15 protein-coding genes and 1 pseudogene are annotated in these 13,802 nt (G+C 61.3%); 6 read left to right on the top strand and 10 right to left on the bottom strand.

Going from position 1 to position 13,802, the window contains the following annotated elements:
• Nucleotides 1–8: 8 nt before the first annotated feature.
• On the bottom strand, nucleotides 9–2,573 hold the full coding sequence (locus NKG59_RS09240) for a TonB-dependent receptor (RefSeq protein ID WP_253536493.1): 2,565 nt from the start codon (nucleotides 2,571–2,573) through the stop codon (nucleotides 9–11).
• A 71-nt stretch (nucleotides 2,574–2,644) separates the two neighbouring features.
• Here NKG59_RS09240 and NKG59_RS09235 point away from each other — a divergent pair, with 71 nt between their 5' ends.
• From NKG59_RS09235 to NKG59_RS09225, 3 genes are all read left to right on the top strand, one after another.
• Nucleotides 2,645–3,637: an ATP-binding protein gene (locus tag NKG59_RS09235; RefSeq protein ID WP_253536492.1), complete on the top strand. Its 993-nt coding sequence runs from the start codon at nucleotides 2,645–2,647 to the stop codon at nucleotides 3,635–3,637.
• Nucleotides 3,638–3,765: 128 nt separating this feature from the next.
• Nucleotides 3,766–5,226, top strand: a complete 1,461-nt coding sequence (locus tag NKG59_RS09230; RefSeq protein ID WP_253536491.1) for a M81 family metallopeptidase — start codon at nucleotides 3,766–3,768, stop codon at nucleotides 5,224–5,226.
• A gap of 49 nt (nucleotides 5,227–5,275) precedes the next feature.
• The gene (locus tag NKG59_RS09225; RefSeq protein ID WP_253536490.1) at nucleotides 5,276–5,587 is read left to right on the top strand and encodes a RidA family protein; all 312 of its coding nucleotides are present in this window, start codon (nucleotides 5,276–5,278) and stop codon (nucleotides 5,585–5,587) included.
• 287 nt (nucleotides 5,588–5,874) lie between these two features.
• Here the strand turns inward: NKG59_RS09225 and NKG59_RS09220 are convergent, their stop codons facing one another.
• On the bottom strand, nucleotides 5,875–6,078 hold the full coding sequence (locus NKG59_RS09220) for a ribbon-helix-helix protein, CopG family (protein ID WP_024976466.1): 204 nt from the start codon (nucleotides 6,076–6,078) through the stop codon (nucleotides 5,875–5,877).
• Between the two features lie 99 nt (nucleotides 6,079–6,177).
• Here NKG59_RS09220 and NKG59_RS09215 point away from each other — a divergent pair, with 99 nt between their 5' ends.
• From NKG59_RS09215 to NKG59_RS09205, 3 genes are all read left to right on the top strand, one after another.
• Nucleotides 6,178–6,483, top strand: coding sequence for an HPr family phosphocarrier protein (locus tag NKG59_RS09215; protein WP_253536489.1), 306 nt, complete (start codon nucleotides 6,178–6,180; stop codon nucleotides 6,481–6,483).
• A gap of 39 nt (nucleotides 6,484–6,522) precedes the next feature.
• Nucleotides 6,523–7,368 (top strand): fused MFS/spermidine synthase, encoded by an 846-nt coding sequence (locus NKG59_RS09210; RefSeq protein WP_301288119.1) that lies wholly within the window; start codon nucleotides 6,523–6,525, stop codon nucleotides 7,366–7,368.
• A 99-nt stretch (nucleotides 7,369–7,467) separates the two neighbouring features.
• The gene (locus NKG59_RS09205; protein ID WP_082076027.1) at nucleotides 7,468–7,815 is read left to right on the top strand and encodes a YkgJ family cysteine cluster protein; all 348 of its coding nucleotides are present in this window, start codon (nucleotides 7,468–7,470) and stop codon (nucleotides 7,813–7,815) included.
• 114 nt (nucleotides 7,816–7,929) lie between these two features.
• Here the strand turns inward: NKG59_RS09205 and NKG59_RS09200 are convergent, their stop codons facing one another.
• The 8 genes and pseudogenes from NKG59_RS09200 to NKG59_RS26465 form a co-directional block, all read right to left on the bottom strand.
• On the bottom strand, nucleotides 7,930–8,856 hold the full coding sequence (locus NKG59_RS09200; RefSeq protein WP_045203606.1) for a cation diffusion facilitator family transporter: 927 nt from the start codon (nucleotides 8,854–8,856) through the stop codon (nucleotides 7,930–7,932).
• Nucleotides 8,857–8,889: 33 nt separating this feature from the next.
• On the bottom strand, nucleotides 8,890–9,027 hold the full coding sequence (locus NKG59_RS09195) for a hypothetical protein (protein WP_253536487.1): 138 nt from the start codon (nucleotides 9,025–9,027) through the stop codon (nucleotides 8,890–8,892).
• Between the two features lie 23 nt (nucleotides 9,028–9,050).
• A complete protein-coding gene (locus NKG59_RS09190; RefSeq protein WP_253536486.1) occupies nucleotides 9,051–10,427 on the bottom strand; it encodes an ATP-binding protein in 1,377 nt (458 codons plus the stop codon).
• Complete coding sequence (locus tag NKG59_RS09185) at nucleotides 10,424–11,098, bottom strand: response regulator (protein WP_045203608.1); 675 nt, start codon at nucleotides 11,096–11,098, stop codon at nucleotides 10,424–10,426. The genes NKG59_RS09190 and NKG59_RS09185 overlap by 4 nt, the downstream gene beginning before the upstream one ends.
• Nucleotides 11,099–11,129: 31 nt before the next feature.
• Nucleotides 11,130–11,861 (bottom strand): cytochrome b/b6 domain-containing protein, encoded by a 732-nt coding sequence (locus tag NKG59_RS09180; protein WP_253536485.1) that lies wholly within the window; start codon nucleotides 11,859–11,861, stop codon nucleotides 11,130–11,132.
• Nucleotides 11,833–12,324, bottom strand: a complete 492-nt coding sequence (locus NKG59_RS09175; RefSeq protein WP_253536484.1) for a diheme cytochrome c — start codon at nucleotides 12,322–12,324, stop codon at nucleotides 11,833–11,835. The genes NKG59_RS09180 and NKG59_RS09175 overlap by 29 nt, the downstream gene beginning before the upstream one ends.
• 48 nt (nucleotides 12,325–12,372) lie before the next feature.
• A complete protein-coding gene (locus NKG59_RS09170) occupies nucleotides 12,373–12,789 on the bottom strand; it encodes a DUF1924 domain-containing protein (protein WP_045203611.1) in 417 nt (138 codons plus the stop codon).
• Nucleotides 12,790–13,098: 309 nt separating this feature from the next.
• A pseudogene (locus NKG59_RS26465) lies at nucleotides 13,099–13,466 on the bottom strand (hypothetical protein).
• Between the last annotated feature and the right edge of the window lie 336 nt (nucleotides 13,467–13,802).

Genomic DNA, 13,802 nt, shown 5'->3' with positions numbered 1-13,802 from the left:
GATGTGCGTTAGAAGGGAACCGTCAGCGTTGCACCGATCGTGCGAGGCTGTGCCACGCTGACCAGCGCAGGGCCGCCCATTGGAACCAGGGACGTACCTGCCGCAAGCAATGCACGGCGGTCGAACAGGTTGCGAACGTAGAAAGCGAGGCTGAACTTCTTGAAGTCGAGTCCTGCCTGCAGATCCGTCATGGCATAGCCCGGCAGGGGATAGTCTGGGCGGCCTGTATTGCTTCCAAAGCCAGCATGGCGACTGCCGACAAACCGTTGACTCACACCTGCGTAGGCTGGATATCCGTTCACCGCGAAGAGGTAGCTGGCCGATAGCGTGGCGGCAACCCGCGCCGAGTTTGGAAGCGGATCGCCCGCATTGGTGCCCGTGTTGACATTGCCCGTGGTCAGCTTCGCGTCGATGAGTGACACGCTCAGACCAAGATTCCAGTGGCGATTCGGACGGAACGCGCTGGAGAGCTCCAACCCTCGAATCCTGGCATCACCGGCATTGAGCACTTGATTGACGCCATTGACCGCGCCGAACTGCTGGATGTTCTTCCACTCGATGTCGTACACCGTCATCGCAACCGACATGCGCTTGTCCAGAAGATCGGCCTTGTAGCCGGCCTCGTAGGTCCACAGCGTGTCGGGGCGGAACGTGGGATTCCCAGACGAAGGCAGCCCCGTGACCGGATCAACCAGCAGCGCATTAGGCCCACCAGGGCGATACCCGCTGGCAGCGCGCAGGTAGACGTTGCTGTCTTTCGTCAGCGCATAGTTCGCCGTAAGCATGTACGTCTTGCTGGTATCCGACGAGGGGGCGGTAATGGTCTGCGTGGGCCCTGCGAGCGCGCCAAACGTGGTCTGCTGGTACTCCTGCGTGTTGTGTGCCACACGGAGGCCGCCGGTCAGCGACAGGCGCGGGGTCAGGTGATAGGTCAGATCCCCGTAGGCCGCGTACTCGCTGTAGGTGCTCGGTGCCTCAAGCGCGGATAAATTGGGGCCGACGGTTCCGTCGGGCAGCGTTGTAATGAGCCCTTGGCTCGCGTCACTGCGCTCGCGCGTATAGAACACACCCGCAAGCCATTCCAGCGTCCGGTTACCTGGCGAGGTCAGACGAAATTCTTGCGTGAACTTGTTCGTCGTCGCCATGTTCTTTGCGGCAACGGAACTCACGTTGAGCCCGATGCCATTGAGCAGCGGAACGTACACCACCGACAAGTCTTGCGGCGCATCAGATCGCATCGACTGGTATGACGTGATCGAATTCGCGCGTGCCCAGCCGAACTCGTACTCAACCCCGGCGGAATAGAGTTGGACGTTCTGATGAAAGGGCTCCGTCGTAAAGAGCCGCGTTGTCAGATCGCCGTCCACGGGTTGCCCATTTTTTCCATAGGCAACGTAGTTCGGTGCATTGCGGTTGATGTTCTGCGTCAATGCGGTCAGGCGCAGCGTCAACTGATTCGTGGGCGTCAGAAGAAACGAAGCGCGCGCGCCATAGGTATCGCCGCGGTCAATACGTGAACCCGCCTGTGGCCCTACGGCATCGACATAGCCCGCGTCGTGTTGGCTGAACATCGAAATCCGTGCCGCCGCCACATCGGTCTTCAACGGAAGATTCAACACGGCGTTGGCTGAGTTGTTCACGCCGCCATGCTTGGTGACGGAAAGGCCTGCAGACGCCTGGCCCGAAAATTCGCCGGAATCCGGCTCGTTGGTAACGTACTTGAGCAATCCGCCCATCGCACCCGCACCGTACAGCGTTCCTTGAGGACCCCGCAGAATTTCGATGTGATTGAGGTCCAGCAGGCTCATGTCGAGCGCGAACGTTGCACCCTGCGAGAACACGGTGCTGCCGCCAAATGCCACGTCGTCGACGTACACACCGACGGTCGGCCCGGTCTGCTCACCTGTCGTCACGCCGCGCATGCTTATTTGCCCAGAGCCGCTGCCACCCGCCGTGTTCAGGTCCACACCGGGTTCCGACGACAGGAAGTCGGACATGGTCTTTGCGCCGCCTTTCTGCAGCTCTTCTGCCGAGACCACGTTGATCTGCATCGGCACTTCACGCGCTGGCTCCCGGCGGCGCGTTGCGGTCACCACCACCGTGTTGAGGGTGGCGCCTTCCTTACCTTGCGACACGGAAGTCTCGGCTCCCTGGGCACTCTTCTCAGCCGGGGCCGGCGCGCTTGCAGGCCTCCCGCCAGGCGCTGCATCCGGGGCCGCAACTTGCACCATGCCTTGTGATGGCTTTACCGTTTGGGCGTGCGCGTACAGCGAAGCCAAGCCAAGCACCGGGCCGGCAAACCACGTCACACATCGTCCACCCTGGCGAAACTGCGGCGCGATTGCATCCGCTCTACGCGCCCTTCGATCGTTCATTTTCACTGTCGTCTCCTCCGAGTTTTCCGCTTTCTGATTGCGGTGTTCAAAGCCCTGTTTCACTTCGCAACTCATCGGCAACGGTAAGTGCATGGCATTTCTGTTTCGTGTGTACTTTGTATCGCGCTTGAAACAAGCGGGGCGGGAGGCGGCGTCCTCAGCATGCATTGTTTCAACGTTGAAATGGAATACAAACAAAGTCGATACAGTCGCGCGCGATAATCCCACTATGCTGATTTCTATTCGTATTCGACGTACCTAAGACGCATATGCCCAAGCCATCATTTGATTCCGCGTTCTATCGTTTGCTATTCGTGATGCTGGCGATGGTGCTGATGACGCAGGCCTGCGCAGGTCTCGTCTTGTGGTGGTTCTACAGCGCCGCAGTGTTCAAGGCGCCTCCCGGCATGAGCGTTCCGCTACAGCTATTTCTGGCCGTGCTGATCCAACTGGTGCCGCTATTGATCTCGTCCTGGATCGGCGCGCGCATGCTCGCGGCACCGTTTCGTTCACTGGCCCAAGGGGCTGCCGAATTGGCGAACAACATCGACGCATCGCCCGTCCAGGAAGCCGGCCCGATCGAAGCGCGGCAGGCGGCACAGGTTTTCAACTCGATGCAAGCGGCGATACGGCGCCAAATGAGTGAGCGAAACCGATTCCTTGCCGCTGTCTCGCACGATTTGCGCACCCCTTTGACGCGTATGCGGCTGCGCCTTCGCACGCTGGAAGATCGGGAGTTGAATGACAGACTCCAAAGCGACATCGACGAGATGACGCAATTGCTGGACGCCACGTTGTCGTTCCTGCGGAACGCGGAAGTCGTTGAAGCCTTCAGCCCGGTGGATATCAACGCCCTGGTGGATGCGATTGCGGAGGATGCCGCCGAACGCGGGCAGCGCGTCACCGTCAGCGGCGAGATACGTGCGGTGCTGGCGCAACCGCTTGGTTTGAAGCGATGCCTGACGAATCTGGTGGCCAACGCCATCCGATACGGAGAGGAAGCGCATATTCATCTGACTGACGGACCCTCGTTCATCTGCATTGATGTCGCCGATCGTGGCCCGGGTATCCCCGAGGCGCAGTTGTCACGCGTGCTTGAACCGTTCTACCGGCTTGAGAGCTCACGCAACAAGGACACTGGCGGCACAGGCCTCGGACTGGCCATCGCGAGCGACATCGTCAAGCGGCACAACGGATCGCTTGAGCTGCGCAACGATCCGGCCGGAGGACTGGTAGCGACGGTAAGACTGCCGCGCCGGTAGCCCGCGCCGCCGCCGTGTTGCGTGCGGCCGCGCTCTCGTTTCGAACGCGATACAGAGTGCTCACAAACTAGCAACAGCGTGTGCCTACAGTGAGGTTTCGATCTCCACGCCCTCTCGTAGGATTCACGATGAAACTATTCACCGCTCAGCTTGCGACCGAAACGAATACGTTCGCGCCCTGCCCCACTGGCTGGGGCGGCTTTCAGGAATCGGGCATCTTCCATGGCGACGCAAGCCTGCGAGCCCCGCAAGGTATGGGGTTCGCCCTTGCCGAAGTGCGGCGACTTGCGGAACGCGACGGGCATGAGATCGTCGAGGGCATTTGCGCAGAGGCGCAACCATCGGGCCCCACGATTCGCGCGGTCTATGAATCGCTGCGGGACGAGATCCTAGGCAAGATCGAAGCAGCGCAGCCGCTTGGCGGCGTGCTCCTGGTACTGCACGGCGCGATGGTGGCCGAGGGATACGACGACTGTGAAGGCGATCTGCTATCTCGGGTGCGAGCCATTGTCGGCCCCGAAGTGCCGATTGCCGCCACCCTCGATCCGCACTGCCATTTCACGGAGCGCATGCGGCGCTCGGCAGACATCCTGATCGCCTACAAGGAGTATCCGCACACCGACCCCATCGATCGTTTGCGTGAAGCGTATCAACTGCTGCTCGACACCGCGGCGGGCAAGATCCGCCCCACGACAGGTGTGTACGACTGCCGCATGGTTGGGGCCTGGCACACCACGAGTGAGCCCATGGCGACGTTCGTGCGGCGCATGAAATCACTTGAAGGAAGGGACGGCGTGTTGTCCGTGTCGCTCGGGCATGGGTTCCCATGGGGTGATGTTCCGGAGGCCGGCGCAAAGTTTTGGGTGGTGACCGACAACAACCTCGCCGATGCAACGGCCCTGGCCACGCAGCTTGGCCACGAATTCTGGGCCCTGCGCGAAGCCACGCGGCCTGCATGGCTCGACGTCGATACCGGGCTGGACCGCGCCCTCGAGGTCGGCAGTGGTCCCGTCGTGATCGGCGATGTTGCCGACAATCCAGGCGGTGGGGCGCCAGGAGACAACACGGTCATCCTGCGCCGGATTATCGAGCGACAGATCGCAAACGTCGCCATCGGGTGCTTCTGGGATCTCGGTGCGATCCAGATCTGTCACGACGCCGGCGTGGGTGCAACCTTCGATCTGCGCTTGGGTGGCAAATGTGGCGCGGCCTCGGCCGATCCGCTGGACCTTCGCGTGACGGTGCGGGCGCTGACCGACCAACATACGCAAAGCATCTCGGGATTGACCATTCCATTTGGGCGAGCCGTTTGGCTCGAGGCCGCCAATGGTGTCGATATCGTTCTAGCCTCGGTGCGCAACCAAGTGGTTGGCGTCGACGCGTTCACGGGTCTGGGGATCGATTTTGAAAGCAAGCGGCTGGTTGTCGTGAAATCAACCCAGCACTTTCAAGCCGAGTTAGCCCCGCGCGCCAAGGCGATCTTCCATATCGCAGCGCCAGGGGCCGTCACACCGAGCTTCGCCGATCTGAACTATCGGCGTCGCGATCTCAACTATTGGCCCCGCGTGTCGAACCCTTTCGAGGCATGAGCCCGCGAACCGGGCATTTTCAAATCTGAGGCCTTGAAGAGGCCACACCTTGCTGCTGTCCGGACAAATTCTCTTTGACGCCGATAACAAGCCGCATTGTGGAACGATCGAAGAACAGACACACGCAGTCCTACAAAGGATTTCTACCACGCTTGAAGGCCTGGGAAGTTCTCTGCGTCGCGTCGTCAAGACCACGGTCTGGTTGAGCGATCTCGCGAACTTTGCAGCGTTCAATCAAATCTACACGCTCTACTTTCAAGAGGGCGCTTACCCCGCACGGAGCCAGGTAGAGGCCAAGCTGGTTTTCGGAGTCGCCGTGGAAATCGTGGTGCTAGCCATCGATGACAGCGTGAGTCCTTAGCAAATCAATTTAGCCCGCCCCGTGCCAGTGGCGCGCAGCAAAAGATACCCCTGCATTTCAGCGTTGACACCATCGAGACGCTATATGAATTGGGTTGTTCTCAGCCACAAGCTGGAAACAGCCCCGTTCCCTTAAACCCGTTCGAACAGAGCGCTTGGGGAGCACAGGCGTGCGCCAAGGCCGTGGCCGCATGGTTTGCCGTCGCGCTGGCGTCAACGTATCCGCCCCCCAGGACACAGGCAACGCGTCAGTGCAATCCGACGCGATCCGCCGTGAGGGCTCAGAGACTACGGATTGCGTTTTTGAGTCAGCGTGGCCGTCCCGACTTTGGGGCGGGTCGCATAGCTGACGCCGTGCTGCTCCAGGTAGTCGCGAATCAACTGTCGCACCACTTGCGACGGCGTCTGATCTTGCGCCGCGCACAACTTCTCGAAGGACTTCTTCTTCACCGGATCGATCAACACGGTGAGACGCGCGGTCTTGGATTCCATGTGGAGTATCATTGTATGATAATGTCATTATCATTATATACAACCATTCACCAAAGCACAGCCTGAGACGCGCGCTAGGTGCTCCGCCCCCAATTCGCGGTGCAGCCAGGCGACCGCGAGCCTGTTTGGAATTCACCGTTTATTGAGGATGCAGTGGTAGAAGCGACGATCGAGATGACCTGCCGCGTTGGTCTGCAAGGCAGTGGATCTGCGCGGCTGGTACATGCCGCCAGCCAGTTCGATTGCGACATCCTGCTCGTCTGCAACGAGCGCACGGCGAACGCCAAGAATGTCATGGAGGTCATGCGGCTCCCCGCCCGCGCGGGCGCCAAGGTAATGATCCAGGCCGTTGGTCGGGATGACGCCGCCGCAGTGAAAGTCATTGCAGCGCTGCTGAGCGCCTGACTCATTCATACGAACGCTTGATCAAGATCGGCAATTGATATGTCCTACGGCTCCCTTGACGCCTATGTGAAGTTTCTCGCCGAAGCCCCTAACGACGGGACGCCAACGCTGCTGGAAACTGCGCACGAACTGTCGCTCCATTTTGACGTGCATGGGGTACAGAGCCTCATGTCAAGGCGCGACCCAAACAAGTTGGTGCTCGGCTATACCCGAACGATGATGAGCTTTCTGCTCCTGCAGCCGGCGCCTGCCCGGATCTCCATGATCGGCTTGGGCGGCGGCTCGTTGGCCAAGTACTGTTACCACCATCTTCCCAATACCAAGGTGGTGGCAATCGAGATCGACCCTGCTGTAATCGCTTTGCGCGATACGTTCCACATTCCTCGCGACGACGACCGCTTCGAAGTGATCTGCGCGGACGGTGCCGAGTATGTCAAAGGACAGGATGCACGACCCGATGTGATTCTGGTCGACGGATTCCTGGCGCATGGCATGGCGGCGCAACTGGGGACTGCTGACTTTTACGCTGCCTGTTACGCGCGCCTTGCCGACGATGGCGTACTGGTTGCCAACTTCCTGGAGAGCGATCGCGATATCCCGTTCTACCTTGAGGAGTTGCACTCGGTATTCGGCGAGTCGTTCTCCGTTTCGACCTCCGAGGACAGCTGCAACTACACGTTGTTCGCTTGGAAGGGGTCGTGGAAACTTCCGGCGCTGGACACGCTGCTTACGCGTGCGCGCGCGCTGGAGATGGAGCACGCTCTGAACTTGCGCTTGGCTGCGCGCCGCCTGAAGCAAAGCAAACGGCTCGCGTCGGACCTCGAATTCTGGCAAGAGCGGGCGAGCTGGCAGCGCGGCGGCGGACGCCGAATCGACCAGAGCTGAAAGCCCCTGCCACGGAAGTGACCACGCCCATTCGCATATGCCGGGGATCGTGTCCACGATGGACGACAACCTTGTGCTCAGCCACGCCTAGCTACACCGATGCATAGCCAAAAAATCAGATTTCTTCGCTCACGAATTCCCACATTCGAGTGCATTCCGGGATGTCACGATTGTTGTGGACCCGTGACAACCTCAACGGAGGAGATGTCGAGGCTTCCCGTTAAGAGCGATGCCGAGCGCGACACTGCGCTGGCAAACCTAAGTTGCCCTCATCTTGATGCCAAGGGATGCAGCGTGTATTTGGAGCGCCCGTTGATTTGTCGCTTGTTTGGTACGACTCCAAGGCTTGCCTGCCCGCACGGAAGGCGGCCGGACGAAATGATCGATCCGAAAATCGAACAAGAGATTCAGCGCTTCTTTCTTGAGGTGCGTCACGTTCTGGTCTGAGGCAACACCCGCGAGCCGTCGGGAATAGCGTTGTTCCAGCTCTACCGCTGGCAGTCCGTTGCCCCAGTTCGGGAGGGGCTTGTCGCAAGCCCACAAAACAGGAGTCGGTTGCGATTAAACCGGCACATCCACCGGATCCACGTGGGTCATCAAGTTGAGCACGTCGCGGCGTTCCATCACGCGGCGGCGAGCCTCCAGTGCGATGTTGTGGCCCTCGCGCACGCTGGCGCGGGCATCGACTTCAAGGTGAGCGTCCACCAGGATCATGTCGCCCATGCGGCGTGTCTTGACGTCGTGTACGCCAAGCACCCCTGGCGTTGCAAGCATGGCTTGGTGGATCGCCTCCACAGTCTCCTCATCGACGGCGCGATCCATCAGGTCGTGCAGGGCCTCCCGGCCGAACTGCCATCCCATGCGGGTCACCATCAGGCCCACGATAAGCGCCGCCACGGGGTCGAGCAGGCGATACCCCAGCACGTTGCCCACAATGCCAAGCGCCACCACCAGCGACGATGCGGCATCCGAACGCGCATGCCAGGCGTTGGCGACCAGCATGCTCGAACGCACCCTTTCGGCCACCGCCAGCATGTAGCGGAACAGCAGCTCTTTGGCGGCCAGGGCGCCCAGCGCGACCCATAGGCCAATCAGCCGCACCGGCTGGATCGCCTCGACGTGCTCCAGCTTAACCACCGCGTTCCAGAGCATGCCCACACCCACCGCCAGCAGGAGCAGACCGAGCACGAGCGAAGCGGCATTCTCGAAGCGTTGATGACCGTAGTGGTGAGTCTGATCCGGCCCCTTCTGGCTATGGTGGCTGGCAAACAGCACCACAAAGTCCGCGATCAGGTCGGACAAGGAATGGATGGCGTCGGCAATCAGCGCCTGCGAGCCAGCCAGCACGCCAGCGGCCACCTGCGCGACCGTCAGCCCAAGATTGACCGCCACGCTCACAAGGGTGCTGCGCCGGGCGGCGGCCTGCTTGACCACGCTGTCGTCAGAATCGGCAGCGATCTCAAGATCGATTTCTTTTGTCTGTTGCATGGGCTATCTGGGCAGTGAGCGTGGGGATGAGGTTCAGGTTGAGCAGTAGCATTCGGTCAACTGCGCAGCCCCCGGGGCCAATCCATTGAACATGAGATAGGCCGGTGCGGCCTTCCACATATAGATGCGCGTCGATCCGCGCTGGTGGCTCGTATTCTTCATGACTTCCATGAAAGGATGAAGTCGTGCATGACCTATTGGTGGATCGCGGACACGCTGGGTTCCAGCGCTGGCCAGATGACGTCGACGCGCAATCCACCGAGACCCGACGAGCGGCCCGCCGTAACGCTTGCACCGTGAACTGCCGCGATCCGGCGCACGATTGACCATCCGAGGCCGCTGCCACTCTGTTCCGTTCCGACGACACGAAAAAAACGCTCGCCAAGTCGGTCCTGTTCGGAAGGCGGAAGCCCGGGGCCGCTGTCTTCCACGCAGAGCGCGGCACGTCCGCTTCGGTTCGCTACCGTCACGACGATGTGTGCCTCGTCGGGGCTGTAGCGTATGGCGTTATCGATCAGGTTGCGCGCAAGTGAGGCAAGCAAGGCCCTGTTACCGGTGACCATGCAACACTCAGGGCTCTCCAATTCGATGTGCTGTCGCTTGCCGATGGCCATTGGCGCAATGTCTGCCATGACTTGCCTTGCCAGTGCGCCAAGGTCAATCGGCTCTATCGATACGCCGGCGTTGGCGTCCAGGCGCGAGAGCAGCAGTAATTGGTCAACCAGATGGGCGGCACGGTCGCACCCTTCCAGTGTTCCGAGCAGGGCATGGCGACGCATGGCGTCGTCTTCGGCGGCCATTGCCACCTGGGCCTGTGCCTTGATCGCGGCAAGCGGCGTGCGTAACTCGTGGGCTGCGTCTGCCGTAAAGCGGCGCTCGGCATCGATCATGGCCTGAATGCGCACAAAGAGCGCGTTGAGCGCGTCGAGCATGGGCATCATCTCATCCGGCGCATGGGGCATCCGGACCGGATCCAACGCTCGCGGGTCGCGCACAGCAAGCGCGTTGCCCAATTTGCGCAGCGGCAGCATGCCCCGCTTGACCGCCCACCAGACGGCCAAGGCGAGTAACGGCAATGCCAACGCCATCGGCCACAGCATGTTGCGCAGTATCGCTGTCAGGATTGCGGTGCGCGAGTCGATGCGCTCGCCAACGTAGACCTGGACGTCCTTGTGCACACCCTGCGCTGCAAAGACACGCCAGGTATTGCCCCCGATTCGCACCGTCGCGAATCCGGACGCCGTGTGCTCGCCCGATTTCACCATCGGCTGGTCTGGCGCGTTGGCTGAATGGATGCCCAGCTTCCCTTCGTGAAACACTTGAAAGGCAACCTTGGGCGCGTGGCGATACTGGAGCGGCAGGTCGTGGCTCGACTCATCGTCATCGTCAAAAGCCTGCGCGTGCTGCATGGCCAGTAGCCCGCCGGCTTGCGCCAGATGGCTGTCCAGCAGTTGATCAATCTCGTCCTGGGCGTCGTACCACGTGATCAATGCGGTGACGATCCACAGGCCGGCGACGGCGCCGAGCACCAGTAGCAGCAGCCGACCATGGAGCGAGCGCGGCCGCGTCATGGCGCTTCTGCGTTGTCACGCGGCAGCATATAGCCGACGCCGCGCACGGTCAGGATGAGGTCGCTGCCGAGTTTGGCGCGCAGATGATGGATGTGCACCTCCACTGCGTTGCTTCCGACTTCTTGCCCCCAGGTGTACAGGCACTGCTCGAGCTGCTCGCGCGACAGCACGCGCCCTGCGTTCAGCATCAAGGCGTGCAGCAGGTCGAATTCCCGCGTGGACAGGGCAACCGCGCTGCCGTTGCAGAAGACCGTGCGTGACGCCGGCTCAAGCACAATGCCGCGCGCGCGCAACTGCTCCGTGGGATGGCCATGCGCACGGCGCACCAGCGCGCGCAGTCTCGCACTGAGTTCATGCAGATCGATGGGCTTGACAATGTAGTCATCGGCGCCAAGATCGAGACCGCGTACGCGATCCGGTATCGCGTCTCGCGCAGTCAGCACCAGGATGGGGACCGCGATGCCTGCGGCGCGCACCTTTTGCAGCACGTCCACGCCGTCCATGCGCGGCAACCCAAGATCGAGTATCGCGGCGACGTAGGCATCCGTGCGCAACTCTCGCCACGCCGCCTCACCGTCGCGCACCCAATCGACCAGGAAGCCCTGCTGCTGCAGGCCGGCCCGAATGCCGTCTCCAAGCAGGGAATCATCTTCGACAAGCAGGATGCGCACGGATCAGGTCTCCGCTCGATACCGGTTTGGATCAATAGTCGTCTCTGGCGGCACCGTGTTGCTGCGCGGATGCTGAGGGTCGGTCAGTGGCCCCGGCCGGCGGCGCGGACTGCCATTGCGCCCACCAGAAGCCCAGCACCGCCACCAGCATCAGCCCCGCGAGGCTCCACCACGCGCGACGGATGCCCTCATTCGGCAAGCCCGTCTTGCGTCCGCTGATCATCGCGCCAATCAGATTCTCTCGGTGCAGCCAACTGCTGGCGAAGACGGCGAGAACATGAATGCCCACCAGTGCAAGCATTGCGTTGGCGATACCCTCGTGCAGTTCGCCGAGCCAGTCACCGCCGACATCGTTGTAGGTGGCCCAGCCCGTTCCTGCCAGGCCGCACGCCATCAGCAGCAAGGCGATGATAGCAAGCGCCCCAGCGGGGTTGTGGCCAATATGGTGCTCCGGCTGCCCCCGCATGATGCTGGTCAAATAGCGGAGTGTGGCGGCGGGGGACCGTATGAAGTTGGAGAACCTGGCGTATCGCGTACCCACCATGCCCCACACCAGCCGAAAGCCGACCAGCGCAGCCATCGTGTAGCCGAATGTGATGTGGACAAGGCGCCACTGCTCACTTTCCGCAGTCAGGTAGGCACCAAGGAAACTCAGCGCCAGCAGCCAGTGGAACAGACGGGTCGGTGCATCCCAAACCAGGATGCGGCGGGTGATGGAATCGGGTTTCATGGCTTCAGCGTGGAATGCGGACATCGTGTTCATTGAAATTGCCCTGATCCGCCTTGGTATGGCAGGCGGCGCAGTTCGAGGCGCTCTTGATGGAGGGACGCCGCCACACCGCAGCGGGCACTTCGTCGTGGGTGCGTGCAAACCACGCCGAGCGGGTGATACGGTCCTCGGGCGGCGGGGGCATCGACCTCGAGCGATCCGCCGCGTTGGCCGTGAGCCATTGATCAAGCTGCTTGACGGTGGCGGGGTCCAACGACGCATCCGTCCCATAGTGGTGCTGCAGGTTGCCCACAATGCGCTGCCACGAGCTGGCAGGTAGCATGCCCGGCGGATACGCAATGTGGCAGGACGCGCATTCCTGGCGGTACTTGGGCAGCAGCGGTGCAGTGCGCACGCCAGCCCCCTCTTCAGCGGCAGCGAGAAACGACAGCGCCAAGCCAGCGATTGCCAGGCAAGCGCGTGCAGTTCGGCTTGTAACGATGAAATGTCCAGACATTGGGATGCTCCGAATCAGGTCAGGAATTGCGTGGCGTGCTGAACGGCCCTACTTGCCGAGAGTCATCAGCCAACTCAGGACGTCTGCTTTTTCGGCTGCCGTGCACTCACGCCCGACCACGTCGTTGCAGTTGCGCCGGAACCATTTCTCGGTCTTGGCGACATCGGTAAAACGCTCTGGGTTGAATGCCGGAGCCAGCGGCGCGATCGACTTGCCGGTTGCGGCATGCCGGCCGGTTTGCGTTGGCGGGTTGCCATGGCAAGAAGCACAGCTCCATTCACGACCGTGCTTGGATGTAAAAAGCTGCTGCCCGCGGGACGGGTCGGAGGGGGTTCCGGCCTGCGCTCGATAGTGGTCGAGCAGTTGCGCGGGCGCTTGCGCATTTGCCAGGGGAGCGGCAACGGCTAGTGCCAACGCCAAGACCGAATGCAGGCGGGCAGCAGGAAGAAATTTGGGGGTTGGCATCACGGCCTCTCACGCTGAGGAATGCCTTGATGCTCACGGATTCTTCTTAACGGATTCTTAAGCGATACCCCGGAAGCCATTTCAGTGGCCCGATCAAGGATGGCTCGCTTGCATGGATTTCCTATCGATGGGTTCCGGATGCGATGTGGCAAAGGCCGAGCGACGAAGGGAACTTCACCCCGAGGTCGTGCGCGTTGAGACCTAAGCAGCTGCCGATGCTGGAGTCACTCAGTAAGGAGAGCGCCTGCGCGGTCATTCCGCCCTGCTTGCCTCAGCATTCCCGCCCGTCACGGGAATGCGTCAATCTGTTTATTGGCCGTAGCCCCGCCGCTCTATGGCGGCTAACACGTCCCACGTTTGCGGATCGACGTCGCGGCCCCCGAGCGACATTGATACGTACGCATCAATCGCATCCACAAAGCCTTTGATGAACGCCGGCGGAAATGCGTGCGCGGACAGATGTTGAAGCTGCTCGCGCAGCATGCCCGGGCGGCATTGGCCGTGTGTGCACATGGCGGTGCGTGTGCGCTTGAGATACGCCTGCGCTGCGATGGCGCCGTTCAGATAGGTACGGTTTTTGGTGAGCCTGCCTGTGTCGGATGACGTGGGCGGTGGGGTCGCGATGTTGGCGGAGATGGATACGACGCGGGGCGGTGCCCGCTTTTGACAGATGGCATGTCGGCCTCTCTAAGTTGCATCGGAAGCTCGCCATCTCGTTGCGACACGGGGTGGCGGGCCTGACGGCGGGGGTAGCAAACCGGCCCTTAGAGAACGACCGGCAGACCCGAAGGTCTCCCCGCCCGGCCCGCCATGAAAAACACAAGCGAACGGAAGCGGACCGTCGCTTGCACGACAGTCTCTCTAAGGATTGCTGTACGGGTTGCTATGAATCGCCCCGGCCTCGGTAGACACCTGCAAGCCTCAAACTAGAGGTTAGACAGGAGAAGCAATGAGCGCACAGAGATACGCCGAGGAATTCAAGATCGAGGCAGTGAATCAGGTCATGGACAGAG

The sequence above is a fragment of the Ralstonia chuxiongensis genome (assembly GCF_024158925.1).
GTDB classification, from domain to species: Bacteria; Pseudomonadota; Gammaproteobacteria; order Burkholderiales; family Burkholderiaceae; genus Ralstonia; species Ralstonia chuxiongensis.
This window is presented reverse-complemented; position numbering and strand designations above follow the sequence as displayed.

Coding starts and splice junctions, on each gene's coding strand:
- NKG59_RS09235 (WP_253536492.1), top strand. CDS start 2,645: ATGCCCAAGCCATCATTTGATTCCGCGTTCTATCGTTTGCTATTCGTG.
- NKG59_RS09230 (WP_253536491.1), top strand. CDS start 3,766: ATGAAACTATTCACCGCTCAGCTTGCGACCGAAACGAATACGTTCGCG.
- NKG59_RS09220 (WP_024976466.1), bottom strand. CDS start 6,078: ATGGAATCCAAGACCGCGCGTCTCACCGTGTTGATCGATCCGGTGAAG.
- NKG59_RS09210 (WP_301288119.1), top strand. CDS start 6,523: ATGTCCTACGGCTCCCTTGACGCCTATGTGAAGTTTCTCGCCGAAGCC.
- NKG59_RS09205 (WP_082076027.1), top strand. CDS start 7,468: ATGCATAGCCAAAAAATCAGATTTCTTCGCTCACGAATTCCCACATTC.
- NKG59_RS09200 (WP_045203606.1), bottom strand. CDS start 8,856: ATGCAACAGACAAAAGAAATCGATCTTGAGATCGCTGCCGATTCTGAC.
- NKG59_RS09195 (WP_253536487.1), bottom strand. CDS start 9,027: ATGGAAGTCATGAAGAATACGAGCCACCAGCGCGGATCGACGCGCATC.
- NKG59_RS09190 (WP_253536486.1), bottom strand. CDS start 10,427: ATGACGCGGCCGCGCTCGCTCCATGGTCGGCTGCTGCTACTGGTGCTC.
- NKG59_RS09180 (WP_253536485.1), bottom strand. CDS start 11,861: ATGAACACGATGTCCGCATTCCACGCTGAAGCCATGAAACCCGATTCC.
- NKG59_RS09175 (WP_253536484.1), bottom strand. CDS start 12,324: ATGTCTGGACATTTCATCGTTACAAGCCGAACTGCACGCGCTTGCCTG.
- NKG59_RS09170 (WP_045203611.1), bottom strand. CDS start 12,789: ATGCCAACCCCCAAATTTCTTCCTGCTGCCCGCCTGCATTCGGTCTTG.